This window comes from Acidovorax sp. GW821-FHT11A03, from assembly GCF_058809075.1.
Window position 1 is genome coordinate 647,299 of the sequence record NZ_JBXASG010000002.1, and the last position, 16,159, is coordinate 663,457.

At 68.5% G+C, this 16,159-nt stretch carries 16 protein-coding genes; 9 read left to right on the forward strand and 7 right to left on the reverse strand.

The window, feature by feature from the left end; all coding sequences use genetic code 11:
• Window positions 1–58 precede the first annotated feature (58 nt).
• On the reverse strand, window positions 59–1,666 hold the full coding sequence (locus AC1RVY_RS06690; protein WP_218341364.1) for an AMP-binding protein: 1,608 nt from the start codon (window positions 1,664–1,666) through the stop codon (window positions 59–61).
• A gap of 159 nt (window positions 1,667–1,825) precedes the next feature.
• Here AC1RVY_RS06690 and AC1RVY_RS06695 point away from each other — a divergent pair, with 159 nt between their 5' ends.
• From AC1RVY_RS06695 to ltaE, 4 genes are all read left to right on the forward strand, one after another.
• Complete coding sequence (locus AC1RVY_RS06695) at window positions 1,826–2,473, forward strand: TetR/AcrR family transcriptional regulator (RefSeq protein ID WP_492805884.1); 648 nt, start codon at window positions 1,826–1,828, stop codon at window positions 2,471–2,473.
• Window positions 2,474–2,525: 52 nt separating this feature from the next.
• On the forward strand, window positions 2,526–3,506 hold the full coding sequence (locus tag AC1RVY_RS06700) for a Bug family tripartite tricarboxylate transporter substrate binding protein (RefSeq protein ID WP_218297327.1): 981 nt from the start codon (window positions 2,526–2,528) through the stop codon (window positions 3,504–3,506).
• 78 nt (window positions 3,507–3,584) lie between these two features.
• Window positions 3,585–4,853, forward strand: a complete 1,269-nt coding sequence (locus AC1RVY_RS06705; protein WP_492805886.1) for a branched-chain amino acid ABC transporter substrate-binding protein — start codon at window positions 3,585–3,587, stop codon at window positions 4,851–4,853.
• Between the two features lie 193 nt (window positions 4,854–5,046).
• Entirely contained in the window at window positions 5,047–6,117 is a 1,071-nt protein-coding gene (gene ltaE / locus AC1RVY_RS06710; RefSeq protein WP_492805887.1) for a low-specificity L-threonine aldolase, read from the forward strand.
• Window positions 6,118–6,133: 16 nt separating this feature from the next.
• On the opposite strand, the gene AC1RVY_RS06715 is transcribed toward ltaE, so the two are convergent.
• Window positions 6,134–6,850, reverse strand: a complete 717-nt coding sequence (locus AC1RVY_RS06715; RefSeq protein ID WP_492805889.1) for a YggS family pyridoxal phosphate-dependent enzyme — start codon at window positions 6,848–6,850, stop codon at window positions 6,134–6,136.
• Between the two features lie 36 nt (window positions 6,851–6,886).
• Here AC1RVY_RS06715 and AC1RVY_RS06720 point away from each other — a divergent pair, with 36 nt between their 5' ends.
• The 4 genes from AC1RVY_RS06720 to AC1RVY_RS06735 all read left to right on the forward strand — a co-directional run bounded on the left by AC1RVY_RS06720 (window position 6,887) and on the right by AC1RVY_RS06735 (window position 10,909).
• Window positions 6,887–7,930, forward strand: a complete 1,044-nt coding sequence (locus AC1RVY_RS06720; RefSeq protein ID WP_010463046.1) for a type IV pilus twitching motility protein PilT — start codon at window positions 6,887–6,889, stop codon at window positions 7,928–7,930.
• Window positions 7,931–7,990: 60 nt separating this feature from the next.
• Window positions 7,991–8,626 carry a Crp/Fnr family transcriptional regulator gene (locus tag AC1RVY_RS06725; RefSeq protein ID WP_218297331.1) on the forward strand — a complete coding sequence of 212 codons (636 nt, stop codon included), beginning with the start codon at window positions 7,991–7,993 and terminating at the stop codon, window positions 8,624–8,626.
• 64 nt (window positions 8,627–8,690) lie between these two features.
• Window positions 8,691–9,827, forward strand: coding sequence for a PilT/PilU family type 4a pilus ATPase (locus AC1RVY_RS06730; RefSeq protein WP_218297332.1), 1,137 nt, complete (start codon window positions 8,691–8,693; stop codon window positions 9,825–9,827).
• A gap of 167 nt (window positions 9,828–9,994) precedes the next feature.
• Complete coding sequence (locus AC1RVY_RS06735) at window positions 9,995–10,909, forward strand: NAD(P)-dependent oxidoreductase (RefSeq protein ID WP_218341360.1); 915 nt, start codon at window positions 9,995–9,997, stop codon at window positions 10,907–10,909.
• A gap of 224 nt (window positions 10,910–11,133) precedes the next feature.
• Here AC1RVY_RS06735 and AC1RVY_RS06740 read toward each other — a convergent pair whose 3' ends face one another.
• The 3 genes from AC1RVY_RS06740 to AC1RVY_RS06750 all read right to left on the reverse strand — a co-directional run bounded on the left by AC1RVY_RS06740 (window position 11,134) and on the right by AC1RVY_RS06750 (window position 12,911).
• On the reverse strand, window positions 11,134–11,802 hold the full coding sequence (locus AC1RVY_RS06740; RefSeq protein WP_492805892.1) for a BON domain-containing protein: 669 nt from the start codon (window positions 11,800–11,802) through the stop codon (window positions 11,134–11,136).
• Window positions 11,799–12,401, reverse strand: coding sequence for an SIS domain-containing protein (locus AC1RVY_RS06745; protein WP_218297335.1), 603 nt, complete (start codon window positions 12,399–12,401; stop codon window positions 11,799–11,801). Before AC1RVY_RS06745 ends, AC1RVY_RS06740 begins: the two co-directional genes overlap by 4 nt.
• 99 nt (window positions 12,402–12,500) lie before the next feature.
• A complete protein-coding gene (locus tag AC1RVY_RS06750) occupies window positions 12,501–12,911 on the reverse strand; it encodes a YraN family protein (protein WP_492805894.1) in 411 nt (136 codons plus the stop codon).
• On the opposite strand from AC1RVY_RS06750, the gene rsmI reads away from it, so the two are divergent.
• Window positions 12,911–13,864, forward strand: coding sequence for a 16S rRNA (cytidine(1402)-2'-O)-methyltransferase (gene rsmI, locus AC1RVY_RS06755; protein ID WP_492805896.1), 954 nt, complete (start codon window positions 12,911–12,913; stop codon window positions 13,862–13,864). The genes AC1RVY_RS06750 and rsmI overlap by 1 nt on opposite strands.
• Window positions 13,865–14,001: 137 nt before the next feature.
• On the opposite strand, the gene AC1RVY_RS06760 is transcribed toward rsmI, so the two are convergent.
• Complete coding sequence (locus tag AC1RVY_RS06760) at window positions 14,002–15,258, reverse strand: Hsp70 family protein (protein WP_218341357.1); 1,257 nt, start codon at window positions 15,256–15,258, stop codon at window positions 14,002–14,004.
• Window positions 15,259–15,715: 457 nt separating this feature from the next.
• The gene (locus AC1RVY_RS06765; protein ID WP_492805898.1) at window positions 15,716–16,141 is read right to left on the reverse strand and encodes a Fur family transcriptional regulator; all 426 of its coding nucleotides are present in this window, start codon (window positions 16,139–16,141) and stop codon (window positions 15,716–15,718) included.
• Window positions 16,142–16,159 lie beyond the last annotated feature (18 nt).

Below are 16,159 nucleotides of genomic sequence, written 5' to 3' on the forward strand. Positions count from 1 at the left end.
TGCTATGGTTGGTGGAGCTGCCAGCGCAGGATGGGCAAGCGCTGGAATCGTTTCTGGTTCAAAGGTCGCGCAGCAGGCGGCGCAGCACCTTGCCGGCGCCCGTGGCCGGCAGCGCGTCGATGAAGCGCACCTCGCGCGGGGCCTTGTAGGGCGCCATGTTCTCGCGGCACCAGGCCACCAGGGCAGCGGCGTCCACGTCCTGGCCGGGTTTCTTCACGATGAAGGCACGCACCACCTCGCCCTTTTCCGCGTCGGGCACGCCGATGACGGCGGCCTGGGCCACGGCGGGATGCTTGATGAGCAGGGTCTCCACCTCTTCCGGGAACACGCTGTAGCCCGAGACCTTGATCATCTCCTTGAAGCGGCCGATGAAGGTGACGTAGCCGTCGGCATCGATCTTGCCCATGTCGCCGGTGTAGACCCAGCCGTCCCGCAGGGTCTTGGCCGTGGCCTCGGGCTTGTTCCAGTAGCCCTTGAAGTTGCCGGGGCCGTGGATGGTGATCTCGCCCACCTCGCCCGTGGCCAGCGGCGCGCCGGTGTCGGGGTCGACGATGCGCAAGGTGTTGCCCGGCACCGGCTTGCCCTGGGTGCCCCAGCGGATCGCGTCCACCGGCATGGCGGTATCCACCGTGTGGGTTTCGCTCAAGCCGTAGGCGGCCTCGTGCGCGATGCAATGGGGCGCGAACTGCCGCCACTGCTGGGCGAGCGCCTCGGTGAAGGTGATGCCAAAGCTCGTGACCGGGTTGCGGCGCAGCGCGCTCCAGTCCATGGCGCGCGCGCCCGGCACCTGCATGAGCGCGCCGTTCATGGGCGCGATGCTGTACCACCAGGTGATGCGGTGGCGCTCCAGCGCCTGGGCCACGCCCAGCGGATCGAAGCGGTACAGCAGCACGGCCGTGGCGCCGGTGTAGACGGGCAGGTTCACGCCCATCACCATGCCGGCGATGTGGTACAGCGGCGCCACCGCGAGCAGCGTCTCCTGCTGCGTCATGCCATTGCAGTCGGCCGACGCGGCGGTCTTGAAGGTGGCGTTGCCGTAGCTCAGCATCGCGCCCTTGGGCAACCCCGTGGTGCCCGAGGTGTAGGTCATGAGCGAGACATCGTCCATGGACAGCGCCACGGGCGCGGGCCGCTGCCCGGTGCGCGTGGCGGCCAGGAAGTCCTCGCAACCCGCGGGGGCTGGCGCCATGGCGGCACGCATGGCCAGCAGCTCGGCGGGCGCGTCGATGCTGAGCGCGCCGTCGGGCAGCAGCTCGGCATAGCGCACCACGAACACGTGCCGCAGCGCCGTGCTGGCGCGCACCTTGTCCACCACGGGCAGCAGCACGTCGGCCGCGACGATCACGCGCGCCTGCAGGTCGGTGAGCTGGTATTCCAGCTCGTGCTCCTTGTTCAGCGGCCCGCAGGGGCAGACGATGGCGCCGATCTTCTGGATGCCGTAGTGCGCCATCACGTACTGCGGGCAGTTGTTCATGAACAGCGCCACGGGCTCGCCCTTGCCCACGCCCAGCGCCTGCAGGCGCGCGGCGAAGGCGTCGCTGGCCGCGTCGAGCTCTGCCCAGGTGACGGGCTGGCCGTACCAGAGGTACGCGGTGCGGTCGGGCGTTTCGCGCGCGTGGCGGCGCAGGTGTTCGTGCAGCGGCAGCTGCGGTGCGGTCTGTGGCATGGCGTTGTCTCCGAGGTGTCTGGAATCGCTGGTTCTAAGGGCTTGCTAAGGGTTTGCGATAGGCACCCCTGCCCGCCAGCGTCTTGCCAATATATACCGACCGGTAGAACAATGCTACCCATGGGTATAAATCAACCGTCACACAAAGGACAGCCTGCCATGGGCCAGCAGCTCCCCATGCAGGCCAGCGGCCGGCAGAAAGCCGCCACGGCCGGGTCGGACGAGAAGCGCGAGCGCATCCTGCGCGCAGCAGAGGCGCTGTTCGATGCGCAGGGCTACGCCAACACCACCATCGAGCAGATCGTGCAGAAGCTGGGGGTGACCAAGCCCTTCGTCTACTACTACTTCCGCAACAAGCAGGAGATCTTCGAGACCCTGTCGTGGGCACCCGCCGTGGCGTGCTTCACGGCCATGGACTTCGCCGAGGACGACCCGCGCCCCGCGCACGTGAAGGTGGCCGAGGGCATCGACCGCCTGATCCGCGCCACGCTCGCGCACCACCCGTCGGCGTTCTTTCCGTACCGCGAACCCCAGGTGTACCGCCCCGAATACCTGGCCACCCAGAAGCAGCTGGCCAACCATTTCTACGACAAGCTCTGCGCCCTGCTCGAGGAAGGCCGCGAGGACGGCATGTTCGAGTTCCACGACACCAAGATCACCGCCCTGGCGGCCTGCAGCCTGCCGGGCTTTCTCTACAACTGGTACCGGCCGGACGGCCGCCTGTCGGCCGACGAAGTGGCGCAGGAGCTGTCCACCCTGGCCTACCGGGTGCTGGGCCTGCGCGCCCGGCGCCGGTCCGCGCGCTGAGCGCGGCGAGAGTCTTTCGCCCCCACACACCCCTCAAGGAAACCTAGCCACCATGCTGCTGTCACGACGATCCACACTGGCGCTGCTCGGCGCCACATCGCTCGGCCTGAGCCGCGCGCTGCACGCCTCCGCCCCTTTCCCGGCCAAGCCGCTGCGCTGGATCGTGCCCTACCCCGCGGGCGGCGGCTCCGATTTCATGGCGCGCACGGTGGGCCAGCCCATGTCGGCCGCCGTGGGCCAGAGCGTGGTGGTGGACAACAAGCCCGGCGGCAATGGCGCCATCGCCGTGGCCGATGTGCTGCGCGGCCCGGCCGACGGGCACACGCTCATCAACGTGGACAACGGCACGCTGGTCTTCAACCCGGTGCTGTACCGCAAGCTCGGCTACGCGCCCGACAAGGACCTCAAGCTCGTGACGCTGCTGGCGCGCGCCCCGATGATCCTGGTCGTGGGCCCCGCCTGCGACGCCAAGGACGCGAAGGAGTTCATCGAGCAGGCGCGGCGCCAGCCCGGCACGCTCAACTTTGGCTCGGCGGGCGCGGGCACGCCGCAGCACATGGCGATGGAGATGCTCATGCACCACGCCCGACTGAAGATGACGCACATCCCCTACAAGGGATCGTCGCCCGCGCTCGCCGACCTGGCGGGCGGGCAGATCCCGGCGGTGATGAGCGACTACGCGGCCGCGGGCGGCTTCCTGCAGGCGGGCAAGCTGCGCGCGCTGGCGGTGGCCGACAGCCGGCGCCACCCGCGCCTGCCCGATGTCCCCACGTTCGAGGAACTGGGACTCAAGGGCGTGGAGGCCACGGCGCTGGTGGGCGTGGCGGTGCATGCGTCCACGCCGGATGCCACCGTGCAGGCGCTGCAGAAAGCCATCGCCCAGGCCCTGCTGTCGCCGCAGACCAGCGCCCGGTACCGCGAGGTGGGGATCGAGCCCGTGGGCAACACGCCGCAGGAGTTCACGCAGATGATCACGGCCGAGGTGTCGCGCTGGCACCCGCTGATACGCAGCCTGGGCATCGCGCTCGACTGACGGGCCCAGCCTTCTCCCTCCCGCCGGGGTGGCAAGCCCGCCCCGGTCTCACCACGACAAGAAAGCGAGACAAGCACCATGCTGCGCCACCCCCTGACGCGTTCCTTCACGCCCCTGGCCGCCTGTGCGGCCCTGCTGTGCACCGCCGCCGCCTCCACGGCCTGGTCGCAGGAGACCTTCAAGGTCGCCTACATCGACCCGCTCTCGGGCCCCTTCGCCAACGTGGGCGAGCTCATGCTCACGCACACGCAGTACGCCATCGAGGACATCAACGCCAAGGGCGGCGTGCTCAAGGGCACGAAGCTGCAGTTGCTGCAGTTCGACAGCAAGCTCTCGGCCCAGGAGAGCCAGAGCGCGCTGCAGGCGGCCATCGACCAGGGGGCCAAGGCCATCGTGACGGGCGGCTCGGGCTCGTCGGTGGTCACGGCGCTGGTGCAGGCCGCGGCGCGCCACAACCAGCGCAACCCGGGCAAGGAGATCCTGGTGCTCAACCACTCCTCCATCGACCCCGAGCTCACCGGCAAGGCCTGCAACTTCTGGCACTTCCAGTTCGAGGCCAACACCGCCATGAAGATGAAGGCCATCGCCAACTACATCAAGAAGCAGCCGGACATCAAGAAGGTGTACCTGCTCAACCAGGACTACGCGCATGGCAAGCAGTGGGCGCACTACGGCCGCGAGATGGTGGGCCTGGCGCGGCCCGACATCCAGTTCGTGGGCGAGGCGCTGCACCCCATCGGCCGCGTGAAGGACTTCGCGCCCTACCTCGCCAAGGTCAAGAGCACCGAGGCCGACTCGGTCATCACCGGCAACTGGGGGCAGGACATGACGCTGCTGCTCAAGGCGGCGGGTGACGCGGGCTACAACCTGCGCTACTTCAACCACAGCGCGGGCTCCATTCCCGGCACGGTACTGGCGGTGTCGCAGGCCAAGCAGGGCCAGCTGACCTGGGTGGCCGAATGGCACCCGGGCCAGGCCGACACCCCCAAGGTGGACGCGCTCGCCAAGGCCTACCAGGCCAAGACGGGCAAGGACTTCCTCGCGCCGCGCATCGAGATGACGCCGCGCTTTCTGGCCGCGGCCATCAACAAGGCACAGTCCACCGACCCGGTGAAGGTGGCCCGCGCGCTGGAAGACCTGACCATCGACTCGGTGGTGGGCCCCGTGCGCATGCGCGGCGAGGACCACCAGCTGCTGCTGCCGCAGGTGGTCAACACCATCGCGCCGGTGGACGGCAAGACCGTGAAGGTGGGCTGGGAAGGCACGAACTATGGCTTCCGCACCGATGCCGCCTACACCGGCAATGAGCTGGCGCAAGGCACGGACTGCAAGATGACCAGACCGTAGCCCCCCTGAGTCGCCTTCGGCGCCTTCCCCCCAGGGGGACGACGCCCTCGCTGCGGGGCGGCCCTGGCTCGGCGTCCCTGGCCTCGGCAGCGCCCATGTCGCCGGCCGAGCGCCTTGCGGCCGCAGGGGAGGCCAACGCGACTAACATGGCCGGTCTTTGCATTCATTGACCCGACCCACGAGGACCGCGCCCATGCCCGACTTTCGCAGCGACACCGTCACCCAGCCCACGCCCGCCATGCGCGAGGCCATGTTCAAGGCCCCGCTGGGCGACGATGTGTTTGCCGACGACCCTTCCGTGAACGCACTGCAGGAGCATGCGGCGCAGTTGCTGGGCTTCGAGGCCGCGCTGCTCGCACCTTCGGGCACGCAGACCAACCTGATCGCGCTGTGGGGCCACTGCCAGCGCGGCGACGAGGCCATCGTGGGCCAGAGCTGGCACACCTACCGCTGGGAGGCCGGTGGCATGGCGGTGCTGGGCTCCATCCAGCCGCAGCCGGTGGAGACGCAGCCCGACGGCACCTTGCGCATTGCCGACATCACCGCCGCCATCAAGCCCGACGACCCGCACTTTGCCCGCACCCGCCTGGTGGTGCTGGAGAACACGACCGGCGGCCAGGTGCTGCCGCCCGCCTACATCGCCGAGGTAGCCCAGCTGGCGCGCAGCCGGGGGCTGGCGATGCACCTGGACGGCGCTCGCCTGTTCAACGCCGCCACGGCCAACGCGGCGCGCCACGGCACCGATGTGTACGACGAGGCGCGTTCGCTGTGCAGCCATTTCGATTCGGTGTCGCTGTGCCTGAGCAAGGGCCTGGGCGCCCCCGTGGGCTCGCTGGTGCTGGGCTCGCGCGACTTCATCCGCCAGGCGCGCCGCACCCGCAAGATCCTGGGCGGCGGCATGCGCCAGGCCGGCGTGCTGGCCGCAGCAGGCCACCATGCGCTGGAGCACCACGTGCGCCGACTGGCCGACGACCATGCGAACCTGGCACGGCTGGCCCAGGGGCTGAGCGATATCAACCAGCGCCATCCGGTGCTGCAGGGCAAGATCACGGTCCACCCCTGGCAGACCAACATCCTCTTCACCGACCTGCATGCGGATGTGGCCCCGGCCTTCACCGCCTGGCTGGCCGAGCATGGCGTGCGGGTGACGAGCAGCCTGTACGGCGTCGCCACGCGCCTGCGCTGGGTGGCGCATCTGGACGTGAGCGAGGCCGATGTGACAGCGGCGCTGGACTGCGTGGGGCGGTTCCAGCTGCCGGGCTGATCGACCGGCTCATGCTTCAGGCGGGGTAAGTCCGACCTCCAAAAATGCCGGTGCCCACGCGCACCATCGTGCTGCCGGCGTGGATGGCGGCCTCCAGGTCGGCCGTCATGCCCATCGAGAGCGTGTCAAAACGAGCCAAGCCTGGCTCGTTCAGGGCGCATATCTCGTCAAAAAGCGCTCGGGCGCGGGTGTGGATGGCCAACTGTGCTTCGAATTCAGGAGCATGGTCCGGGATGCTCATGATCCCGCGCACCACCAGCCGTGGCAGTTTCGCGACAGCACGCACCAGTTCCAGCGCGTCGGCCGGCGCCACGCCCGACTTGGTGGCCCCGCCATCGATGTTGACCTGAACGCATATTTGTAACGGCACCAGGTGCTCCGGCCGCTGGGCCGACAGGCGCTCGGCGATCTTCAGGCGGTCCACCGTGTGCACCCAGTCGAAGTGTTCGGCCACCAGGCGCGTCTTGTTGCTCTGGATGGGCCCGATGCAGTGCCACTGCAGCGCCACGCCGGGCGCGGCGGCGCGCAGGGCGATGATCTTGTCCACCCCTTCCTGGATGTAGTTCTCGCCGAAGTCGCGCTGCCCGGCGGCCACGGCCTCGGCCACGGCGTCGGCGCCAAAGGTCTTGGAAACCGCCAGCAAGGACACGCTGGCCGGGTCGCGCGAGGCGGCTGTGCACGCCCGCGCCATCCTGCCCAGAACCTGTTGGAGGTTGTTAGCAATCGTGGTCATAATGTTTGACAGCGTATCAAACGATAGAGGGATTCCGTGGACATTACCCAACTGCTCGCTTTCAGCGTCAAGAACAAGGCCTCCGACCTGCACCTTTCCGCAGGCCTGCCGCCCATGATCCGGGTCCACGGGGATGTCCGCCGCATCAATGTCGATGCGCTCGACCACAAGACGGTGCATGCCATGGTGTACGACATCATGAGCGACTCGCAGCGCAAGACATATGAAGAGTTCCTGGAGGTCGACTTCTCGTTCGAGATCGAAGGCCTGGCCCGCTTTCGCGTCAACGCCTTCAACCAGAACCGTGGCGCGGCCGCCGTGTTCCGGACCATTCCCTCCAAGATCCTCACGCTCGAGCAGCTCAATGCGCCCAAGATCTTCGGCGACCTGGCCCTGAAGCCTCGCGGTCTGGTGCTGGTGACCGGCCCCACGGGCTCGGGCAAGTCCACCACGCTGGCCGCCATGGTCAACTACCTGAACGAAACCGAGTACGGCCACATCCTCACGGTGGAGGACCCGATCGAGTTCGTGCACGAATCCAAGAAGTGCCTGATCAACCAGCGTGAAGTCGGCCCGATGACGCTGTCGTTCGCCGCCGCGCTGAAGTCCGCGCTGCGCGAAGACCCGGACGCCATCCTGGTGGGCGAAATGCGCGACCTGGAAACCATCCGCCTGGCCATGACGGCGGCGGAAACGGGCCATTTGGTGTTCGGCACGCTGCACACCTCCAGCGCCGCCAAGACCATCGACCGGATCATCGACGTGTTCCCCGCCGAAGAAAAGGAAATGGTCCGCGCGATGTTGTCCGAATCGCTGCAGGCCGTGATCTCGCAGACGCTGTGCAAGACCAAGGACGGCTCGGGCCGCGTGGCGGCGCACGAGATCATGCTGGGCACCAGCGCCATCCGCAACCTGATCCGCGAGGCCAAGGTGGCGCAGATGTACTCCACCATCCAGACCAGCAACAGCGTGGGCATGCAGACGCTGGACCAGAATCTCACCGACCTCGTTCGCCGCAACATCATCAGCCCGGCCGAGGCGCGCGCCAAGGCCAAGATCCCCGAAAACTTCCCGGGCTGATCCGCGCGCGGCACCCATGTACCCTGCGGCCCGACGAGCTGCCGCACACCGGAGCACTGTATGAAAGGCATTCTGAGCCTTCTGAAAATGAAAACCCGCGGCGGCAAGCCCATGGAGGACAACACGGATTCGGTGCTGTTTTCCACGGCCTTCGCCGGCCAGGGCGTGGACGATTCGATGCTCGTGCCCTGGGAGGCGCGTGCGGTGGAAGTGGGCGCCAAGCGCCTGCCCACCAGCCGTGGCGGCAAGCTGCTGCAGGGCCTGTGGGCCAAGGACAAGTACATGGCGCACCTGGACAAGGACGCCGTGGAGCGCATGGAGCGTTTCTTCGAATTCGCGGCCATCCCGTCCAACCGCGACGTGATCCGCCAGGACGAATACGGCAACTTCATGGTGGTGCTGCTCACCGGCACCATCGCGGTGGACCGCGTGCAGCCCTGGGGCGAACAGCTGCGCCTGGCCGAGACCCGGCCCGGCGACATCCTGGGCGAGATGTCGCTGCTCGACAGCGGCATCCGCTTTTCGGCCTGCACCACGCTCACCGACTGCGAGATCGCCGTGCTGAGCGCCGAGGCCATGGACGACATGATGACCAAGGACCCGCAGCTCGCCGCCAGCCTGATCGCGCTGCTGGCCCGCAAGCTGTCGCTGCGCCTGCGCGTGGTGAGCGCCCGCCTGAGCGACAACCAGAAATGATGATGCGCGGATACCACCTGCACAACGACCACCCGACAGACGAACACCCCCGGGAGAAATTCTGATGGAACGCGATCAGGCCAGTAAATTCATCAATGACCTGCTCAAGTTGATGGTGAGCCGCAATGGCAGCGACTTGTTCATCACGGCGGAATTCCCCCCCGCGATCAAGGTCGATGGCAAGGTGACCAAGGTGTCGCCCCAGCCGCTCACGCCCAACCACACGCTCACGCTGGCGCGCGCCATCATGAGCGACAAGCAGGTGGCCGATTTCGAACGCACCAAGGAGTGCAACTTCGCGATCTCGCCCGCCGGCATCGGGCGGTTTCGCGTCAACGCGTTCATCCAGCAAGGCAAGGTCGGCATGGTGCTGCGCACGATTCCGCTCACGCTGCCCACCATCGACGGCCTGGGCGTGCCGCAGGTGCTGAAAGAAGTGACGATGACCAAGCGCGGCCTGTGCATCCTGGTGGGTGCCACGGGCTCGGGCAAATCGACCACGCTGGCCGCCATGGTGGACTGGCGCAACGAGAACTCGTTCGGCCACATCATCACGGTGGAAGACCCCATCGAATTCGTGCACCCGCACAAGAACTGCGTGGTGACGCAGCGCGAGGTGGGCCTGGACACCGACAGCTGGGAAGCGGCCCTGAAGAACACGCTGCGCCAGGCGCCCGACGTGATCCTGATGGGTGAAATCCGCGACCGCGAGACCATGGAGCATGCCGTGGCCTTTGCGGAAACCGGCCACTTGTGCCTGGCCACGCTGCACGCCAACAGCGCCAACCAGGCGCTGGACCGGATCATCAACTTCTTCCCCGAAGAGCGCCGCGCGCAGCTGCTGATGGACCTGTCGCTCAACCTGCGCGGCATGGTGTCCCAGCGCCTGATCCCCAAGCAGGACGGCAAGGGCCGTGCTGCGGCCGTGGAAATCATGCTGAACACCCCGCTGATCTCCGACCTGATCTTCAAGGGCGATGTCTCCGAGATCAAGGAGATCATGAAGAAGAGCCGCAACCTGGGCATGCAGACCTTCGACCAGGCACTGTTCGACCTGTACGAGGCCAACGTGATCAGCTATGAAGACGCGCTGCGCAACGCCGATTCGCTCAACGACCTGCGCCTGCAGATCAAGCTCAACAGCCAGCGCGCCAAATCGCCGGACCTTGCCTCGGGCACCGAGCACTTCGCGATTGTGTGACAACCCCCTGAGCGGCTGCGCCGCTTCCCCCTTTTCTCGCGCTGCGCGCGGGAAGGGGGACGACGCTGGTGGCCTGGCAAAGCCAGTTCCACGGCGTCCGCTGGCCTGGGCCGCGCCAGTTTCAAACGCTGCCCCCGTGGCGGCCTTTTTTTGCAAGAACCACTCCCATGCCAAGCACCAATCCCCGCAACTACGACGCAACCCCATCCCGCAAGGTCGCCTTCCTGGGCCTGGGCGTGATGGGCTATCCGATGGCCGGCCACCTCGCGCTGGCCGGGCATGAGGTCACGGTCTACAACCGAACCGCTACAAAATCCATAGCTTGGTGCACGGAGTACGCCAGCGCCAAGGCGCCAAGGCATGCCGCAACGCCGCGCGAGGCCGCGGCTGGTGCCGACATCGTGTTCTGCTGCGTGGGCAACGACGATGACCTGCGCTCCGTCACCCTGGGGGCCGACGGCGCCTTTGCCGGGATGAAGCCGGGCGCGATCTTCGTGGACCACACCACCGCGTCGGCCGAGGTGGCGCGCGAGCTGTACGCAGCCGCCCATGCCCTGGGCCTGCACTTCGTGGATGCCCCCGTCTCCGGCGGCCAGGCCGGCGCGCAGAACGGCCTGCTCACCGTGATGTGCGGCGGCGACGCGGCGGCCTTCGAGGCGGCCCAGCCCGTGGCCATGGCGTTCTCGCGCGCCTTCACGCTGCTGGGTGACAGCGGCGCGGGCCAGCTGGCCAAGATGGTCAACCAGATCTGCATCGCCGGGCTGGTGCAGGGGCTGTCCGAGGCGGTGGCGTTTGGCCAGAACGCGGGCCTGGACATGAAACAGGTGCTGGAGGTGATCGGCAAGGGCGCGGCCCAGAGCTGGCAGATGGACAACCGTGGCAAGACCATGGTGGACGGCAAGTTCGACTTCGGCTTTGCGGTGGACTGGATGCGCAAGGACCTGGGCCTGGTGCTCGACGAAGCCAAGCGCAACGGCTCGCGCGTGCCCGTGACGGCGCTGGTGGACCAGTTCTACGCCGATGTGCAGAAGATGGGCGGCAACCGCTGGGACACGTCGAGCCTGATCAAAAGGCTGACGTAGCCCCCTGGGTCGCCTGCGGCGCCCCGGTGGCACGCGCCAGAAGCGCGCGCGGCCTCTTCGGCCTGGCGAAGCCGGCTCTGCGAGTGCACTCGCTTGTGCCGTGCCAGCTTCATGCCGCAACGCGCGATGCAGGGTCTTCAAGAAAAAATCCCGGTCCGCGTCATGCGAACCGGGATGTTTCGACCCAAGGGGCTGTGCAGGCTATCGAGCCTGACCGCCCGCTTTCAACCGCCGGGCGATGCGCTGTTGTCGGTGGTCACTGGCGCGGGCTGCGGCGCGATGCGGCGCAGCTCTTCTTCCGAGACGATCTCGAACACGCGCACGACCTTGCTCACGCCGCTCACGCCCCGGGCGATCTCGGTGGCGCGGTTGGCCTCGCGCTGCGACACGCGGCCCATCAGGTAGACGATGTTGCGCTCGGTCACCACCTTGAAGGAATTCGCCGAGATGTCCTGGGCGTCCACCAGGCTGGCGCGCACCTTGCCGGTGATGAAGGTGTCGTTGGAGCGCTGGCTCAGGCTGCTGGCGGGCATCACGGCCAGGTCATTGACGACCGAGCGCGTGTTCTCCACCTGCGACACGATCTGCTCGACGGTCTGGCGGTCCTGGGCGCTCGGTACCTCGCCGGTCAGCAGGGCCTGGCGGTTGTAGCTGGTCACGTTGACATGGGCGCGGTCGCCCAGGGTTTCGCGGATGCGGTTGGCGGCGCGCAGCTCGATGCCTTCGTCCTCGATCTGCGTGCCGGTCGTGCGGCGGTCCACGGCCATCACGCCGCCCACGACGGCGCCGCCCACGATCAACGGCGCGCAGGCCGACAGGCCCGCGGCCAGCGCGGCGGCGGCCAGCACCGAGCACACGGTGCGCCGGGTACGTTTCAGGGTGGTTTGCTTCATAGGGGAATCTCCTGTTCGCCAAGTAACTGGGCGTCCACGCCATCGCTCAGGCAATGCAGCACCAGGGCATGGACTTCGCGCACGCGCGCGGCGCGGTCGTGCGGAACGCTGATCAACACATCGGTCTCGCGCAGCAGGGCGGCCAGCTTGCCGCCCGTGCGGCCGGTCAGCACCACCACGGTCATGTCACGCTCGTGGGCGGCCTCGGCGGCGGCCAGCAGGTTGGCGTCATTGCCGGTGACCGACAGCGCCAGCAGCACGTCGCCCGCCTGGCCCAGCGCTCGCACCTGGCGCGCAAACTGCTGCGCCGCATCGTGGCTGCCACCCGTGGCGGCCGTGAGCAGCGTGCTGTCGGAGGTGAGGGCCAGCGCGGCCAGCTCGGGCCGGTCGCGCTCGAAACCGGCCACGCAGAACGCGGCGAACTGCTGCGCCTCGGCGGCCGAGGGGCCGTTGCCGCAGGCCAGCACCTTGCCGCCGCTGGTCACGCAGGCCAGCACGGCCTGCACGGCGGCGGCGATGGGGTGGCTCAGAACCTGCGCGGCCTGGTACTTCAGGTCGGCGCTGTCGATGAAATGCTGTTGGATGCGTTGCTCAAGCATGAGGGCCCGATGATACCCGCCGCGTGTTACAGCTTTTGTAGCAAACCGTAGTTCCCTGCATGGCGCCGGCGCCAGGGATGGCGGCCACCGGGCGCGCGCCTACTGCGCATCGAAAGCGGCCTGCAGCCACTGCACGGACTCCTCGACCAGCACCACGTCGAAGCGGCACGGCGGCGGGGAAGGCAGGCGCAGCAGGTAGTGCCGGGCCGCGAAAATGATGCGCTGCTGCTTGGTGGCGCCGATGCTGGCCCCTGCGCCGCCAAACGCGCGGCCCGCGCGGCTGCGCACCTCGACGAACACGAGCGTGCCGTCCCGTGCACGCATCACCAGGTCGATCTCGCCGCCGCCGCGCCCGGGCGTCCGATAATTGCGCTGCACCAGGTGCAGGCCCGCCGCCTGCAGGTGGGCCAGGGCCTGGTCTTCCGCCGCATTGCCGCGCTCGCGCGTGGTGGCGGGTTTGGCGGCCGGGCCAGGGGCTTCCGCCGGTTTTCTCTTTCCAAGGAATTTCATTGAGCGCATCTTTCGCTTCAGCCCAGGGCGCCGCGCGTGAAGCGGCGGCTGCGCAGCATTATCCCGAGGGCGCCCTGTACGTGGTGGCCACGCCCATCGGCAACCTGGCCGATATCACCCTGCGCGCGCTGCATGTGCTGCAGATGGCCGACACCGTGGCCTGCGAGGACACGCGCCATACGCAATCCCTGCTGCGCGCCTATGGCATCGACAAGGGGGCCTCGCAGCTGCTGGCCGTGCACCAGCACAACGAGGCCGAAGCCGCGCAGAACGTGGTGCAGCGGCTGCAGCAGGGCCTGCGCGTGGCGTACGTGAGCGACGCGGGCACGCCCGGCGTGAGCGACCCCGGCGCCCGGCTGGTGGCCGCCGTGCAGGCGGTCGGCCTGCGCGCCGTGCCCCTGCCCGGCGCCAGCAGCATCACCACCGCGCTGAGCGTGGCTGGCGCCGTGGCCCACAGCACCGAACACGGCGGCTTCGTGTTTGCGGGCTTCCTGCCCGTCAAGAACGCTGAACGCGCCACGGTGATTGCGCAGCAGCTGGCCCATGAGCCCCGCTGCGTGGTGCTGCTCGAAGCCCCGCACCGCATCGGCGAACTGGCCCAGGCCCTGGCGGTGCTGGGCGATCGCCCGGTGACGCTGGCGCGGGAATTGACCAAGCAGTTCGAGGAAGTGACCACGCGGCCCGCCCATGAGCTGGCGGCGTGGCTGGACGGCGCCCCCCAGCGTTCGCGCGGCGAGTTCGTGGTGCTGCTGCACCCGGTGGCGGTGGCCAGCGACGATGGCTCCAGCCTGCGGGTGCTGCGCCTGCTGGTGCAGGAGCTGCCGCTGAAAACCGCCGTGCGCCTGGCCGCCGAGATCACCGGCGCATCGCGCAATGTGCTGTACGACACGGCCCTGGCATGGAAGCGCAGCGGTGCGGACGACGGTGGCGCAGACAGCGGCACCGCGGACTGATTCCGGCCCGGATTTCATGCTAATTGGCCGCAGACCCTTGGCAGGAAAGCGCCAACAGCTACATTTTCAATAGCAAACCGACCCGCCACGGCGAGTACCGGCACCGGCCAGGGTGCGCGGCACCTCCCGCCGGACTCTCACCCCGACACCGCCAGCCCGGCCGCCACGCCGCCGAACAGGTCGCCTTCCACCTGGGGGGTGCCGGGAAATGCCGCCTTGAGGGCCTGGCGCAGCGGCCGCAGGGCCGACGAGCCGCCCGTGAGATAGATCGCATCGACCCCCTGCTGCCCCAGGCCCGCCAGCTGCACACATTCCTGCGCGCAGGCCACCACCTGTTCGAGGGGCTGCGACAGGAACCGCGCCAGCCCCTCGGGGGTGACGGATTCAGCCAGCCCGGCCTCGATCCAGTCCAGCGGCATGGGCGCATCGGCATCGCCCAGGGACGCGGCGATCTTGGCCTGCTCCACGGTGTTGGCCATGCGGTGCCCCAGGCGCTCGTGCAGCACCCGCATGAGCCGCGCGTGCAGCCGGGCATCTGAATAGTCGGTGCGCAGGTTCTGCGCGTCGCGCAGCGCGCGCGGCGAGTACAGCCACTGGATCAGGTGCCAGGTGGACAGGTCGAAGAACACCCGGCTGGGCACCTCGCGCCCCGCGGGGCCGGTGTGCCGAAATCCGAGCAGGGGCATCAGCAGGTCCAGGCTCAGCCGCCGGTCGAAGTCGGTGCCGCCCACGTGCACGCCGGTGGTGGCCAGCACATCGCTGCCGCGCTCGGCGCGCGCCATGCGCTGCGGCCCCAGCCGCACCACCGTGAAGTCCGACGTGCCCCCGCCGATGTCCACCACCAGCACCAGCGACTCGTGCGTGATGCGCTGCTCGTGGTCCAGCGCGGCGGCGATGGGCTCCAGCTGGAACGACACCTCGGCGAACCCCGCGTCCACCGCGGCCTGGCGCAGCGCATCTTCCGCCTGCTGGTCGCGGCCGGCGTCCCCGTCCACGAAATGCACCGGGCGCCCCATCACCACCCGGGCCGGCATGCCGCCCAGGTCATCGCGCGCCTTTTGCACCAGCATGCGCAAGAAGAGGCTGATGATGTCCTGGTAGCTCACCAGCTTGTTGTGCACCGCCGTCTTGTCCTGCAGCAGCGCGCTGCCCAGCAGGCTCTTGAGCGAGCGCATCAGGCGCCCCTCCGTGCCCGCCAGGTACTGCCCCACGGCATCCCGGCCAAAGTGGGTGCGGTGGTCTTCCGCATTGAAGAACAGCGCGGTGGGCAGTGTGGGGGCGCCTCCTTCGAGCGCGATCATCCGCGCGGGCCCGGTGCCCTGGCGCACGGCCATCGCGGAGTTGGAAGTGCCAAAGTCGATGCCGAGGGTGGTGTCCTTCAGGAAGGGTGTCATGGGAGGTCAGAGAATCGGTGGCGAAGTCACTCTGCACGGCCGAACTGTCGTGCCCGGGCCGGCGAGTGGCGGCGGTGGCCGCGTGGAACAGGGTGAATGGCATGCCGCGAGGCATGCCGGGGGAAACCGTCCGGCGCCCAGGGCGCCCATTGAAAAGAAAAGGCCCTTGATTCCTTCATCAAATCAAGGGCCTTCGGCGGCGCAGGCGGGTACCGGCACATCGGCCGCGCATTCACACGCCGTTGCCTGGCGTTGCCGCCGGGCCTGGTGCCTGCCACGGCATGGCGCCCTCGGATCGGCAGCGGCAGTGGGGCTCCCGTGGAGCCGCTGCGCAGGGCGGCATTGTCTCACGCTCCGCGCGCCCTCGGCCCGAAGCGGCATGCCGCCCCCGGCAGGTGCGCATGGAAACCGGCGACCGCCCGCCGCTGCCACCGGCGGGCACGGGAAAGGCAGGCCGTCAGCCCCGGGTGAGGCGCCGGCGCGCCGGGGCCGGCGCCTTCTTCGCGGGCGGCGGGGGCTGGCAATCGCTGCACTGGCCGTACAAGGTGACGTCGTGGCCGTCCACGGTGAAGCCCGGCGGGGCCAGGTGTGCGAAGCCGCCAGGGCATGCATGGATATCGAACACGCGGTGGCAGACCCGGCACAGGAAATGGTGATGGTGGTCCTGCCCCGCCATCTCGTAGCGGGCGCTGCTGCCGGGCAGGGTCACCGGCTCGATCGTGCCGTCCTCCATCAGCGCGCGAAGATTCCGGTAGACGGTTGCCACCCCCAGCGAGGGGATGTCGGCGCGTGCTGCCTCCAGGACCTCCTGCGGCGACAAGGGACGCCCTGCGGTGGCTATCGCGGCGTGGATTGCCGCACGCTGGCGGGTTGCTCGTTCCATGGTCGTGTTTCTTGGGGG

What these genes read in the sequence shown, in the direction of transcription:
- AC1RVY_RS06690 (WP_218341364.1), bottom strand. Translation starts at nt 1,666, where the DNA reads ATGCCACAGACCGCACCGCAGCTGCCGCTGCACGAACACCTGCGCCGC.
- AC1RVY_RS06695 (WP_492805884.1), top strand. Translation starts at nt 1,826, where the DNA reads ATGGGCCAGCAGCTCCCCATGCAGGCCAGCGGCCGGCAGAAAGCCGCC.
- AC1RVY_RS06700 (WP_218297327.1), top strand. Translation starts at nt 2,526, where the DNA reads ATGCTGCTGTCACGACGATCCACACTGGCGCTGCTCGGCGCCACATCG.
- AC1RVY_RS06705 (WP_492805886.1), top strand. Translation starts at nt 3,585, where the DNA reads ATGCTGCGCCACCCCCTGACGCGTTCCTTCACGCCCCTGGCCGCCTGT.
- ltaE (WP_492805887.1), top strand. Translation starts at nt 5,047, where the DNA reads ATGCCCGACTTTCGCAGCGACACCGTCACCCAGCCCACGCCCGCCATG.
- AC1RVY_RS06715 (WP_492805889.1), bottom strand. Translation starts at nt 6,850, where the DNA reads ATGACCACGATTGCTAACAACCTCCAACAGGTTCTGGGCAGGATGGCG.
- AC1RVY_RS06725 (WP_218297331.1), top strand. Translation starts at nt 7,991, where the DNA reads ATGAAAGGCATTCTGAGCCTTCTGAAAATGAAAACCCGCGGCGGCAAG.
- AC1RVY_RS06730 (WP_218297332.1), top strand. Translation starts at nt 8,691, where the DNA reads ATGGAACGCGATCAGGCCAGTAAATTCATCAATGACCTGCTCAAGTTG.
- AC1RVY_RS06735 (WP_218341360.1), top strand. Translation starts at nt 9,995, where the DNA reads ATGCCAAGCACCAATCCCCGCAACTACGACGCAACCCCATCCCGCAAG.
- AC1RVY_RS06740 (WP_492805892.1), bottom strand. Translation starts at nt 11,802, where the DNA reads ATGAAGCAAACCACCCTGAAACGTACCCGGCGCACCGTGTGCTCGGTG.
- AC1RVY_RS06745 (WP_218297335.1), bottom strand. Translation starts at nt 12,401, where the DNA reads ATGCTTGAGCAACGCATCCAACAGCATTTCATCGACAGCGCCGACCTG.
- AC1RVY_RS06750 (WP_492805894.1), bottom strand. Translation starts at nt 12,911, where the DNA reads ATGAAATTCCTTGGAAAGAGAAAACCGGCGGAAGCCCCTGGCCCGGCC.
- AC1RVY_RS06760 (WP_218341357.1), bottom strand. Translation starts at nt 15,258, where the DNA reads ATGACACCCTTCCTGAAGGACACCACCCTCGGCATCGACTTTGGCACT.
- AC1RVY_RS06765 (WP_492805898.1), bottom strand. Translation starts at nt 16,141, where the DNA reads ATGGAACGAGCAACCCGCCAGCGTGCGGCAATCCACGCCGCGATAGCC.